The 12,487-nt window shown below is 68.9% G+C and carries 9 protein-coding genes; 6 read left to right on the top strand and 3 right to left on the bottom strand.

Annotated features, from left to right (window positions below; genetic code table 11):
• Positions 1-1,230: 1,230 nt before the first annotated feature.
• The 3 genes from HV826_RS07755 to HV826_RS07745 all read right to left on the bottom strand — a co-directional run bounded on the left by HV826_RS07755 (position 1,231) and on the right by HV826_RS07745 (position 3,154).
• Positions 1,231-1,707 (bottom strand): SgcJ/EcaC family oxidoreductase, encoded by a 477-nt coding sequence (locus HV826_RS07755; protein ID WP_176416354.1) that lies wholly within the window; start codon positions 1,705-1,707, stop codon positions 1,231-1,233.
• A 445-nt stretch (positions 1,708-2,152) separates the two neighbouring features.
• Positions 2,153-2,902 carry an IS3 family transposase gene (locus tag HV826_RS07750; RefSeq protein ID WP_176416353.1) on the bottom strand — a complete coding sequence of 250 codons (750 nt, stop codon included), beginning with the start codon at positions 2,900-2,902 and terminating at the stop codon, positions 2,153-2,155.
• A 69-nt stretch (positions 2,903-2,971) separates the two neighbouring features.
• Entirely contained in the window at positions 2,972-3,154 is a 183-nt protein-coding gene (locus tag HV826_RS07745) for a hypothetical protein (protein WP_176416352.1), read from the bottom strand.
• A gap of 126 nt (positions 3,155-3,280) precedes the next feature.
• Here HV826_RS07745 and HV826_RS07740 point away from each other — a divergent pair, with 126 nt between their 5' ends.
• From HV826_RS07740 to HV826_RS07715, 6 genes are all read left to right on the top strand, one after another.
• Positions 3,281-3,763, top strand: coding sequence for a hypothetical protein (locus tag HV826_RS07740; RefSeq protein WP_176410583.1), 483 nt, complete (start codon positions 3,281-3,283; stop codon positions 3,761-3,763).
• A gap of 86 nt (positions 3,764-3,849) precedes the next feature.
• Positions 3,850-5,115 (top strand): cytochrome P450, encoded by a 1,266-nt coding sequence (locus HV826_RS07735; protein WP_176416351.1) that lies wholly within the window; start codon positions 3,850-3,852, stop codon positions 5,113-5,115.
• Between the two features lie 468 nt (positions 5,116-5,583).
• On the top strand, positions 5,584-6,969 hold the full coding sequence (locus HV826_RS07730) for a sigma 54-interacting transcriptional regulator (protein ID WP_176416350.1): 1,386 nt from the start codon (positions 5,584-5,586) through the stop codon (positions 6,967-6,969).
• A gap of 18 nt (positions 6,970-6,987) precedes the next feature.
• Complete coding sequence (locus HV826_RS07725) at positions 6,988-8,097, top strand: ADYC domain-containing protein (RefSeq protein WP_255217089.1); 1,110 nt, start codon at positions 6,988-6,990, stop codon at positions 8,095-8,097.
• Positions 8,094-11,843 carry a bifunctional serine/threonine-protein kinase/formylglycine-generating enzyme family protein gene (locus tag HV826_RS07720; RefSeq protein ID WP_176416349.1) on the top strand — a complete coding sequence of 1,250 codons (3,750 nt, stop codon included), beginning with the start codon at positions 8,094-8,096 and terminating at the stop codon, positions 11,841-11,843. The genes HV826_RS07725 and HV826_RS07720 overlap by 4 nt, the downstream gene beginning before the upstream one ends.
• 177 nt (positions 11,844-12,020) lie before the next feature.
• Positions 12,021-12,455, top strand: coding sequence for a hypothetical protein (locus HV826_RS07715; RefSeq protein ID WP_176416348.1), 435 nt, complete (start codon positions 12,021-12,023; stop codon positions 12,453-12,455).
• The last annotated feature ends 32 nt before the right edge of the window (positions 12,456-12,487 follow it).

Below are 12,487 nucleotides of genomic sequence, written 5' to 3'. Positions count from 1 at the left end.
CTGGTATAACCCGCTCAGGCGCCACTCCGCGCTCGACTACGAGTCACCCGCTGGTTACGAGAAGAAGCACCGCGCTGCCGCTTGAGGGCGAAAGCGCGGAACGCTCTGCGGAACCGGGGCAACTTCACCCCTCGCATGTGGGTGCGAAAGAAGGGGGCAGCAGGCGCGGACGGCACCTCCGGCCAAGGGGCGCCAACGCCTGCCGGGCAGCCGCCCCTCGCCTCGGAGCGCGAGCGCGCCACGGCCACCGCCCAGCGCTGGGCCAACGAGTTCCGCTCGCGGACGCGGCGCGCCTGAATCGCCCCGCCCGCGCTAGGCCCTGTGCCTACCCAAAATCCGGTCGCTGCGTCATGCGTACGTCAAGGCGAGTGAGCGGGGAGGGCACAGCGGCAACTTGGCGCGGCCGGCTCGACACCGCCCGCAGAGGCCCGCCAGCGGCGGCTGTGGACGATGGCCGGACCGGCGAGATGGGCCACGGGGCCACTTGGACAGGGCTTCGTCCCTGAGCCTGCGCGCGCCTCTTGTGAAGTGGGCGCCGAGAGGATCAGAACCATGGACGGGGAGGTCACCCACCGTGTGGTTTGCGGACATTCAATCGGCCCCCGATTGAAGGGCTCGCCCAGCCCCCTCTTTGAAACCGCTGGATATCACTCGCCTTTCGGCCCTCTGAGAGTTTGAGTCCTCTGAGAGAAACGCCGAGAACGAGTTCGCGCAGGGCTTCAGTCGGGGAACTGAACGAGGGGCCCTACCAACCGGTAGGGCCCTTTTGTTTTACATGGGCCTCGCGATGCGGAAGAGGGCTTTCTCGGCCCTCTACCCCGCCGAGCAAGAGGCCCCCTCTTTTCCGCCGCCAACTGGGCTCTCTGGAGCGCTCTTTCGCCCGTTTCGGGGAGAGAGAAGCCGAGAGTGGTTAACAGTTTTGCTAACCACCTGGGGCAGCCGCTTCTGACAATCCAGGGCTTTCGATGTCGCACCTTCCGGGGTTACGCCATTTCCCTCTTTCAGAATGCCGAAATGGGCCATCTGGTAACCGAGAGAGCGAAATGTGGCGGGCACTTACCGGGTACTCACGATTTCTTCGCTCGGCACAGACTCTCCGAGACGACTCTCAGAGGCTCTCCGGCAAACTTCCCGACTGACACAGTCCCTAGCTCTAGCCACTTTGGCGGCGTCAGCTCGGCAGGAGCATCAGCCGAGGAGACACCTTCCTGACACAGGGGCGGCGTGGCTCTACCGCTGTCGTGGCGGTGCGTTCGCGTTGTCCATGTCCGAGACGATCAGCCACGGCCCACCGGGTGCACGACGCAGGGTTAGGGTGAATTTTCCCGTGTCGTCGGCTCTGTTGCCGTAACCGTATGCGCCGATGATGTAGCCACTTGTATCTTCGGTGGCAAACGCGAGCGCACGCAGCTGCAATGGACCGCCTCCTTGACCCTCATAGGCGGCCCGGATGGCCGCACGACCACGGACAGGCGGGCGATTGCTCTGTAGTACGAACCCATCCTCCGCGAACAGCGAGGCAAGTGCGGCCGCGTCGCCTGCGCGCCATGCACGCTCGTAGTCGCGCAGCACGCGGTCCAACGCAGGTGGCAATGTGACATCGGGAAGTCGTACGGATGCGGCAGGAGCTGAGGTGCTCTGCGCCAGAAGTGGCGCAGTCAACAGCAGCGAGCCGAGGACGACGAACGGAAGGTTATAGCGGCTCATGGACCTCGATCACGGGTGGGTGGTGGGTGTGGCGCCGAATGAGTACTGGAGCGAACACCATAGAACTGGTCTCGAAATTGAGCGAGCAAGTATGGGCGCGGAAGCTGGGGCGCTAATCGACATGAGAGGGATGGACCTCCTCGAAGCTGACCGGTGGATCTGACCGACGAACAGTTGGAGCTGATTGAGCCGCTTCTTCTCGGTGAGCGTCAAGGTAGATGTCGCGTGAAAGGATTCAACCGATGCGCTTCAACTCCTGCACTGCCGGGGTGAGGTTGGGAGAGGGGCCGAGGCGGACGGGGCCCGCGGGCGTCCAGTCGCGCGTGTCGCGGCTCCATCGCTCGGGGTGACGGGCTTTGGCGCGTTGGTACACCTGGCGACGTTGGGCCAGCGGCGCGCCCTCGCGGCCGAAGTGCCTGTCCTCGGGCGTGACGTAGCGGATGGCTCAGTGGCGGTGCTCGGTGTTGTACCAGGCCACGAAGCGCGTCACCCAGCGGCACGCGTCCTCGACGGAGGCGAAGGGGCGCTGAGGGAAGCTGGGGCGGTACTTCAGCGTGCGGAAGAGGGCCTCGGAAAAGGCATTGTCGTCCGAGACGCGGGGCCGGCTGAAGGACGGGGTGACGCCCAGCCACTGCAAGGTGGCCAGCAACGTGGCGCCCTTCATGGGGCCGCCGTTGTCCGAGTGCAGCACCAGCCCCTCGGGACAGCCAGCCTCCTGCCAAGAGCGACGGATGAGGGCCGCTGCATGCTCGGACGACTCCTCTTCGTGCACCGCGAAGCCCATGATTCGTCGGCTGAAGACGTCCACCACGAGGTACAGGTAGAGGAAGCTGCCCTTCACCGGGCCCTTCAGGTAGGTGATGTCCCAGCTCCATACTTGGCGGGGCCCGGTGGCGGTGTGCTCGGCCCGGGGCCTGGGCACAGGAGCCTTGGCGCGGCCGCGGTGGGCCAACTGGCCCGCTGCACGCAGCACCCGGTAGAAGCTCGCCTCGCTGGCCACGTACTCTCCTCTGTCCGCCAGCCGGGGGACAATCTGCTTGGGCGAGGCGTCCCGGAACTCCTCGCTGTTGCCCACCGCCAGGATTCGGCGCCGCTCCACCTCGGACAGCCGGTTGGCCGGCCGGGTATGCGGGCCGCACCGCCTGTCCTCGGACGTCGCGGGCTTCCTCCAGCGCTGAATGGTGCGCGCAGTCACCCCCAGCCGCTCGCAGACAGCCTCCAGGCAACACGCCCTTGGCCAGCGTCTCGTCGCCGAGGGTGAGCGTCACTTCTCGCGCTTCTCGTCCGCTGCGTCGTCCTCGCCGTCCCGGTGCCGCTCGTCCCAGCCCATCGCCTGAAGTTTTTCGAGCACCAGCAGCGCCGCCGCCTCCACCAGCGCTTTCTCCTTGCGGTGCAGTTCCCGCTTGCGCTCCTTGGCGGGTAGCGGCTCCGTCCCGCCCTCTCCCATCCAGCGAGCCGCGTTGCGCCGAGCGCTCGGCCGCGAGGAGGTCAAGCGCCCGGTCAGCTGCCAGGGTGAGGGGGAAGCGCATTCTCTGCTCTGGCAAATGGCCATCGAAGGGTATGAGGAATACCCATGAGTGAAGAGCGCACGCCTGCCGAGCCCGAAGTGATGGAGCCCACGTTCTGGCGGAAGAATGGTTGGTCGGCCCGGGTCATCAAGAACGAGGAGGATGACGGCTGGGCCGTGGAGATCCGCAAGCAGGGAATCGCCGAGCCCGTCCTCATCAGCCCATGGGTGATGGGCCGCGACAAGAAGAACCCCAAGCCTTTCGATGCGCCCGCGTTCGCGACCTTCGTGAAAACGGCCTCGGAGGTCCTCGACCGCTCCGCGCGACAGCGCGACCAGGCCATGACCCGGAAGCTCTCCATCGCCTGGGAGGGCCGCTGGTACGAGGTCCGGCTCGAGTTGGTGGCCGATGAGTATGAGCCCCACGCCCTCCTCTCGGCCATCGACGACGCAGGCGCCACTGTCGCGAAGTATCGCGTGCCGATGAACTTCAAGTTCAACAGAGACGCCGCCAACGCGTGGGTGCAACGCGGCTTCTCCGAGCCGTGACCTGGCTGTCCTCCGTGGGTCTATGATTCGCGAGTCCGCCCAGCCGCACTGAATCCCCGACGAACCTTCGAGTGAGGGCAGCACGCATGTTCAAGGACAGCGCCGCTTCAGGACTCGGGTCCGAGTACCGCCCGCTCGAATCTCCCCAACTCGAGAATCCCCACCCGTTCCTCGCGCGTGCGCGGCGAGAGGCGCCGGTGTTCTTCAGCCCGGCGCTGGGGGCGTGGGTGGTGACCCGCCATGCGGACATCAGCGCCGTGGTCGCCGATACCGAGCGCTTCTCGTCCGCCGAATCCATCACCGTGGGTGCCGCGACGACGCCTCCGGAGGTGGTCGCCGCGCTGATGGACGGCTACCCCCTGGTCCCCAGCCTCGTCGACAATGACCCGCCAGCGCATTCGCGCTTCCGGAGCCTCGTCAGCAAGGCCTTCACCGGGCGGCGCCTCGCGGAGAAAGAGCCCTTCATCCGCGCCCTCGTGGACGCGCTCATCGACTCATTCCGGCAGGAGGGGAAGGCGGACCTGTTCCTCAGGTTCGCCCATCCGCTGTCGGCCAGCATCATCGCGGAGATTCTCGGAATCCCTCGCTCGGACATCCACAGGTTCCGGCGCTGGTCCGACGAGCTGACCACGGTCCTCGCGGCGCATGGCTCCATCGAGCACCAGGTCGCATGCGCGAGAGGCGTCGTCGACTTCCAGCGCTACCTCGCCGAGGCGCTCGAGGAACGAAAGACAGCGCCCCGGGAGGACTTGCTGAGCGACATCGTCACCGGCTCGCGGGGGATGACGCCGCCCATGAGCATGGCGGAGCTTGTGAGCATGCTGATGCAGGTCCACTTCGCGGGGCACGAGACGACCGCGGGCCTCATCGTGGGCGCGGTGGAGCTCCTGCTCGAGCATCCAGAGCAACTGCGAGCCCTTCGGGACGACCCGAGCCTCATCGCTGGCGCGGTCGAGGAGGCGGTGCGGATGACCTCCCCCGTGCATGCCATGTTCCGGACCGCGCTGGAGGCGGTGGAGCTCGGGGGCGTTCCCATTCCCAAGGGAGCCCACATCCGAATCGTCTACGCGTCGGCCAACCGCGACGAGGCCCGGTTCCACGAGCCGGAGCGCTTCGACGTCCGGCGACCCGACGTCAAGAAGCACCTCGCCTTCGGGCAGGGGCTGCATTTCTGCATTGGCGCGCCGCTCGCACGGCTCGAGACGCGCCTCGCGCTGGGGGCCCTGCTCCGGAGTCTCCCGAGGCTCCGGCTCGTGCCAGGGCAGACGCCGGGCTTCTTGAGGAGCGTCACCGTCAGGAGGCACGAGGGCCTCGAGGTCGCCTGGGATGTCCACGCGCCCCAGGCTCGCTGACGACAGCGGTGAAGCGGCACGGCGCCTGGGACCGATAGACGCCCGGCGTCAGCCGAAGACCCCGTGGTTGTAGTTGGATATGTGTCGAGCGCGACAGGCCGTCGCACTCGGAGCGCTCCGCCTCGCGGGCATCGCGCGTCGGCCCCGCGTTCACGTCGGACGGGGCCTGGATACGCAGCGCCCCCCAAGGTCCGCGGCCAGCACACGTGACAAGATTTCGTAGGAGTTCGAGAAGACTTCCGTCAAGTCGAGCGAGCTGGTCAGCGCCGTCATCGCCTCCAAGAGCACCTGCTCTCCCTGACTGGAATCCGGCGGCCCCTTCACGCACATGGCGTTCCTCCACGTCTGGATTCAAGCGCAGGCACGACAGTCAAGGCATCTTCCCAGGTCCGCAAGGCCTGTAAAAATACGCTGAATTCAGCTCTTTCCGGAAGACCATCCCTTGACATATGACAGGCATCGGGCCCGATGACCGACGACACCCTCAGCGCCGAACACGCCCCCTCGTTTGAAAGTGGAACCGGTGCGGCGACGCTCTTCCTTGCCTATACGCGCAACGCGTTCATCGAGGATGAGCGTCATGGGCTTGGCAGCGGCGCGGCGCTCCTGGGGCGTGGCGCCCCCCTCTTCCCCCGCGTCGCCCTGGACGACGCCCGGCTCTCCCGGGGCCATGCGCGCATCGAACACGCCGGGGGGACCTGGTTCGTGGAGGATTTGGGAAGCCACAATGGCACCCATCTCAATGGACGACCGCTCACGGGACGCGCTCCCCTCGCGTGGGGGGATGTCCTGCGCATGGGGGACACGCTGTTTGTCTTCGCCGAGGCCTCCGAGGCCCCCAATGACGAACACCCGGTTGACGGACTGGTGGGCAGGAGCGCCGCGCTGACGCGGCTCCACCGCGACCTCGAGCGGGCGGCGCGGCAGGTGCAATCCGTGCTCATCCTGGGGGAGACCGGGACGGGCAAGGAAGTCGCCGCGCGCGCGCTCCATGAACGAAGCGGCCGAGAGGGGCCCTTCATCGCGCTCAACTGCGGAGGCGTCGCGGAGAGCGTGCTGGACAGCGAGCTGTTCGGGCATGTGCGCGGCGCGTTCACGGGCGCGGCATCCGCCCGGGACGGTCTTCTGCGCGAAGCCCATGGGGGCACGCTGTTCCTGGACGAGCTGGGTGAGATGCCGCCCATGCTCCAGGTCAAACTGCTCCGCGTGCTGGAGACGCGGCGGGTCCGCGCCCTGGGAGGAACGCAGGAGGTCCCCATCGACGTGCGGGTGCTCGCGGCCACGCACCGGGACCTCGTCTCCCAGGTGAATGAGGCCGCCTTCCGCGCGGACCTCTACGCGCGGCTCGTGCAATGGCGCCTCCTGATGCCCCCCCTGCGCGAGCGCCGCGAGGACATCGCGCCCATCGCGCGCCACCTGCTCGGACGCATGAAGGCCGAATCCCGGCCCATCGACGTGAGCCTCGCCGAGGCGCTGCTCCTGCACGACTGGCCGCTCAACGTGCGAGGCCTGCTCAACGTGCTCTCCATCGCGGTCATCGCTTCAGATGGCGGGCCGTTGAAGTGGGGGGTGCAGGTGGAGCATGAGCTGGAGGCGGAGCGGCGGATGCGGACAGCCCGGCCCTCCACGCAGCCGTCAGTGGCGGAGGTCTCCTCCCAGCCTCCTGCTCCACGTTCGGCGCGCGCCGTCGATTCCACCCCCCAGGAGTTGGAGACCCACCTGCGCGCGCACCAGGGGAAGGTCGCCGAAGTGGCCCGGCACCTCGGGTGCTCGCGGCAGCAGGTGTATCGGTGGATCGAGGACTTCGGACTCGAACTGGACCATTACCGCGCGCCCCCGCCGCGCCTCAGCTGAGACTTCCCAGAGGGTCCCATGCGTTCTCTCCTCCCCCTGACGATGATGGCCTGGATGGCGACGCTGAGCGCCAGGGACTGCGTTCCGCCCATGGCCTTCGAGCCGCGGGCCCAGGAGTCCCGCGAGGCCCCGCTCCTCCAGCCCGATCACGTCAATCCTCAGGCACCCAGCCTTACCGGGTGGACTGGCGTCGATGGCGGCAGTGTCTTCTTCCAGAGACAGTTCGACGGAGGCGCCGGCGTCTGGGTGGGAAGCGATGGCAGGGCCTATCAAATCCGCGAGAGCCCCCCCGCGGACCCGTGCCTGCCCGCGCTCCTGAAAGACGCGGGCGCCCAGCTCAAGCTCTATACCGTCACCGATGTCGTCCTGAACCGCAACGTCTGCGCAGGCCAGGGCTACGTCACGCGGAACCCCCAGGAATGCTCACCGCCCACGAGCCACTTCTATGAAGGGAAGGCGGTCGTCATTCCCGGCTGCTGGATGCCGGATGGAGGCTTCAACGACGGAGGCGGCGACACGCCCTGCTTCACGGCGAGCTGCACGACGGGCGCGGTCGGCGTCTGCGCGCACTGGGGCTACCTCCCCAACCAGAAGTGGGATGGCGGGCCCCCGCTCGCGCGGCTGTTCCAGGCGTGTGTGCGGGCCGCGCGCGCCGACTACAACGGCGACGGAGAGCCCTTCACCTGCCAGGGCACCTACGTCGACTTCGTCGATGGTTATGGCATCCAGACCCAGGACACCTTCTCCGGAGGGCTTCCGCCGTTGCTCTTCGAGGCCGCCTGGAATGAGCACGGCGCCCTGCCCTTCGGCGTGACGCCGCACGGGGAGCGCTGCGTGCGGCCGCGTTACGCCCCCACCCTCCTCTCGAAAATCCGAGGGGCGCCAGGAGCCCCGGTGAGGGCCAGCTACGACTGCCGCCAACCCGGTGACGCGGGCACCCCCTTGAAGGATTACTTCGACGGGGGCGTGCCCTTCCTGCTGCTGACCCAGACCTGGAAGAACGAGTACTGCGTCACGGACGCTGGACCGGGTGGCGAGCTCCGCACCCAGTGCCCCGTGTGCACTGGGGAGCCCCTGGGGCCAAGGACCTGTCATGGGGGGAGCTGCGTGTCCCCTCCGTTGCCTTGAGCGCCCCCACGCCAGAGGGTTGGGAGCCGCCCCCGGCCTTCGACGAGTACCGCCTCATCCGCCTGCTGGGCCAAGGGGGGATGGGCCGCGTCTACCTGGCCGAGGACACGGCGCTCCAGCGGCGAGTCGCCATCAAGTTCATCGGCGCGGAGCAGTCCGGGCCGGGCCAGCGGGACCGGCTCTTCGCCGAGGCCCGGGCGCTCGCCCGCCTCCGCCACCCGAACGTGGTGACGGTGTACCGGGTCTCGGAAGTGGGCGCCCAGCCCTATCTGGTGCAGGAGTTCCTCCCCGGCGTCTCCCTGCGGGACCTGGACACGCCGCTCCCGCCGGAACGGGTCCTGGCCATCGCGCTGGGTCTGGGACGGGGACTGGCCGCCGCGCACCGCGCACATGTGCTCCACCGCGACATCAAACCGGACAACGTCATGGTGCTCCCGGAGGGCGAGGTGAAGCTCGTCGACTTCGGGCTCGCGCTCTCCTGGGCGGCGGAGCAGGCGGACGCCTCGGCCAGGGCCACCGTCCCCATCGCCGGCACCCGTGGGTACATGGCGCCGGAGGCGCTGCGTGGCGAACCGCCCGGCCCCCGGGGAGATGTCTATGGGTTGGGAATGGTGCTTCACGAGCTGCTGGAGGGCCATCGCCCCTTCGACACACCCACCGCGAGCGGCGCGGTGGACGAACCGAGGACGCCAGAAGCGCGTCCTCCCCGTCTGGAAACCTCCGGAAGCGGGCTCGGCGTCCGCCTGCGCGCCGTCATCCTCCGGTGTCTCGAATACGATCCGGCGCGGCGCTTCGCCTCCGCCGACGCGCTGTGCGCGGAGCTCGAGCGCCTGAACGAGGACAGCGATGCGGCGCCGGTTCCTCCCGGCAATCCCTATCGCGGGCTGCGGGCCTTCGACGCGGAGCACCGGGCCGTCTTCTTCGGACGTGGCGCGGAGGTCCGCGCCATCCATGAGCGGCTTCGCGCCCAGGCGCTGGTGCTCGTCGCGGGGGACTCGGGCGTGGGCAAGTCCTCGTTGTGCCGGGCGGGCGTGTCGCCGCTCGTCATGCTCGCGGGGCTCGACGACGGCTGTGCGTACACCGTGCTGTCGCTCATGCCCGGGCGCCGGCCCTTCACGGCGTTGGTCGCCGCGGTGGCGGGACGGCTCGGGCTGTCCGAGGAGACACTGGCGGCCCAGGTGCGGCAAGAGCCCGCGGCGATGGCCCGGACGCTGCGCGCCGCCGGGCCCACGCGAGGCACCCTGCTGTTCATCGATCAGCTCGAGGAGCTGTTCACCCAGAGCGAGTCGGACGAAGCAGCCGCCTTCACGCAGGTGCTCGGGCACCTGGCCATCCTGGCCCCAGGTGTGCGCACGCTGGCCACGGTGCGAGGCGACTTTTTCACCCGGCTGGCGGCGCTGCCAGGGCTGGAGGATGAAGTGGCGCGCGCCCTCTTCCTCATCAAGCCGCTGGGCCCGGAAGGGACGCGCGAGGCCGTGGTCGGTCCGGCGCGCGTGACAGGCGTCGCGTTCGAGACAGAGGCCCTGGTGGACACGCTCGTGGCGTCCTCCGCCCACGCTCCGGGAGGACTGCCGCTCCTCCAGTTCACGCTCGCCGAGCTGTGGGATACCCGCGACCGGGCGAACCAGCGCATCCGAGAGGCGTCGCTGGAGGCGCTCGGGGGCGTGGCCGGGGCCCTGGGTCGTCACGCGGACGGAGCGCTGGCGGCGCTGGCACCCGAGGCGCGCCGGGCGGCTCGCGACCTGCTTTTGCGCCTCATCAGCCCGGAAGGCGCCCGGGTCCGACGGACCACCGGGGAGCTGGGTGCCGAGACCTCCGCGAACCGCATCGCGCTGGAGGCCCTGGTCCGGGCGCGGCTCGTCGTGGTGAGGCAGGACGGTGAGGCGCACGTCCACGAGGTGGCGCACGAGGCGCTGCTCGAGGGTTGGTCCACCCTGCGCGGATGGCTCGAAGCGGCCCGGCAGGAGCGGCAGGTGCTCGAACGGGTGAGGCTCGCCGCGGCAGGATGGGAGCGCGCGGACCGCGCCACCTCGGCGCTGTGGAGCCGGCGTGAACTCGACGCGGTGACCGCGGCGGGCGAGCTCGCGCTGACGCGGCAAGAAGTGGCTTTCCTCAAGGCCTCGCGGAGGGCGCTCCGGCGCACCTTCGCGCGGCGCCTGGGGCTGGTGCTGGCCCTGCCCCTCACCGCGCTGGTGGCGGGGGGCGCGGCTTGGATGAAGGGCCGCCACGCGCTGGAGCGCACCGTGCAGGAGCACCTGGATGAAGCCCGGGTGTCTCTCACCGAAGCCCGCGCCCACCATGCCGAAGCGAAGGCAGCGCGCGCGGACACCTTCCAACGCTTGGACGCGCGCGGGGAGCGCGTCCTCACCGGCGCGCTGGCCAAGGCAGACGCAGGGGAACCCGAGGAGGCCTGGACCCAGGCACGAACGAGCGATGGCCACGCGGACGAGGCCTACCAGCGCGCCACGCAGGCACTCGACACCGCCCTGCTGCTGGACGGCTCGCGGAGGGAGGCCCGCGGACTCCTCGCGGAGGTCCTGACCGGGCGCATGGAGTTGGCGGAGTGGTTCTTCCGTCCCGGACAGCGGCGCGAAGCCCTGCGCAGGCTGGCGAGCCTCGATGACGACGGTGACGGGCGACGCAGGCGCCTCGCTCCGCCGGTCCTGGAGCTCGCCACGGAGCCCCCGGGTGTGGAGGTGCTGCTTCAGCGTGACACAGGCATGCCCGGAGCACCCAGACTGTCCGAAGGCATCTCCCTGGGCCCGACGCCCATCGCGTCGCATGCACTCGATACGGGCCCGGGGTCCTATGTCCTCACCTTCCAGGCACCGGGCCTGACGCGCGCCGTCCTGCCGGTGGTGTTGTCATCGGGAGAGCGCCTCCAGGCGCGCATCCCCCTGCCGCGGTCGGCCGACATCCCGGAGGGCTTCGTCTACATCCCGCCGGGCCGTTTCCTCTTTGGCAGCAGCGACGACGAAGCCCTGCGACGCGAATTCCTCCAGGCGCCCCCGCTCCGGCCGGTGATGACCGAGGGTTACCTCATCGCCCGCCATGAGGTGACGTTCGCCGAGTGGCTCGCGTTCCTCGATGCATTGCCACCGGACGAGCAGCGGCGACGGACGCCCGGCGTGAGGTCCACGGCCGGCGCCCTGGCGCTCACTCGGGAGGAGACGGGCTGGCGGCTCATGCTCCAGCCCACGCAGCATCCCCTCTCCGCGCGCAGCGGCGAGCCCATCCACTACCCAGGCCGCACGCACAGGGCCGTGCAGGACTGGTCGCGGTTTCCCGTCTCGGCCATCTCGCTGGAGGACGCGCGGGCGTACCTCGCGTGGCTGGACCGCTCCGGGCGCGTTCCGGGAGCCCGGCTGTGTTCCGAATACGAATGGGAGCGCGCGGCACGTGGCGCGGACGCCCGCCTGTTTCCCATGGGCGACCTGCTCGCGCCGGACGACGCGAACTTCGATGAGACCTATGGCCGCCAACCGCTGGGCTTCGGTCCAGACGAGGTGGGTGCCCACCCTGCTTCCGCCAGCCCCTTCGGGGTGATGGACCTGGCCGGCAACGCCATCGAATGGGTGCAATCGGTCCGCGCGCCCGGAGAGGCAGTGGCCCGCGGAGGGTCCTGGTACTACGACCGCATCTCCAACCGCTCCAACACGCGAATGCCCAACGAGCCCTGGCTGAGGGACATCCGCGTTGGCCTCCGCGTCTGCGCGCCCGACACGGGTTCGCGTCACGCCCCGTGATGTGACTGGAGCCGTTCGCGTCCGGACATGTCCGGACATGTCCAGGACAGGCGCCCGCACACGAGCGCGCCACCACCGCCCCTGCGGACACCACCTCCGTGCGGGCTGGCACAACGCGTGCTCAAGGGAAGGTCCGAGCCCACGCAGGGCTCCTCGACCCCCAGAGAGGTTTCACTCATGCAGCAGAGCAAGCTCTTCGGCCTCCTCTTCGTCCTTCCGATGCTGATGCTCAGCACCTCCGCCCACGCCTTCAACATCAATGGGACGTACAAGTCCGAGAACGGTGAGTTCGTCCTGACGATCACCCACTCCAGCGATTACGACGGCTCCTTCAGCGGGACCTACGACACCCACTTCACGCCAGTCGGCCCGTTGAGCATCCCCGTCTCTGGGACCTTCCATTTCGTCAACAACCCCGACGGGAGCCTGGTGCCGCTCGCCCTCAATTTCTCCGCGGCGACGCGGCCTGCTGACTGGTCCTATGTGCTGGTGGACTCCTGGTCGGGCATTCTCACGCAGCCCGGCGTCATCTCCGCGACGGGCGTGAGGTCCTACCTGCCCGCGGGAGGCACGGGCGTACTGTCGAGCCTCGGAACCCATACGTTGCAGTAACGCTTCAAGTCTGCCCACCACAGCCCCCTGGG

Source organism: Myxococcus sp. AM010 (assembly GCF_013372585.1).
Lineage (GTDB): Bacteria > Myxococcota > Myxococcia > Myxococcales > Myxococcaceae > Myxococcus > Myxococcus vastator.
The sequence above is the reverse complement of the archived record's forward strand: the minus strand, read 5'-3'. Positions and strand labels throughout refer to the sequence as shown.

Excerpts from the sequence above, each read along its gene's own strand:
- HV826_RS07755 (WP_176416354.1), bottom strand. The coding sequence starts at position 1,707 with ATGAGCCGCTATAACCTTCCGTTCGTCGTCCTCGGCTCGCTGCTGTTG.
- HV826_RS07745 (WP_176416352.1), bottom strand. The coding sequence starts at position 3,154 with ATGGGAGAGGGCGGGACGGAGCCGCTACCCGCCAAGGAGCGCAAGCGG.
- HV826_RS07740 (WP_176410583.1), top strand. The coding sequence starts at position 3,281 with ATGAGTGAAGAGCGCACGCCTGCCGAGCCCGAAGTGATGGAGCCCACG.
- HV826_RS07735 (WP_176416351.1), top strand. The coding sequence starts at position 3,850 with ATGTTCAAGGACAGCGCCGCTTCAGGACTCGGGTCCGAGTACCGCCCG.
- HV826_RS07730 (WP_176416350.1), top strand. The coding sequence starts at position 5,584 with ATGACCGACGACACCCTCAGCGCCGAACACGCCCCCTCGTTTGAAAGT.
- HV826_RS07725 (WP_255217089.1), top strand. The coding sequence starts at position 6,988 with ATGCGTTCTCTCCTCCCCCTGACGATGATGGCCTGGATGGCGACGCTG.
- HV826_RS07715 (WP_176416348.1), top strand. The coding sequence starts at position 12,021 with ATGCAGCAGAGCAAGCTCTTCGGCCTCCTCTTCGTCCTTCCGATGCTG.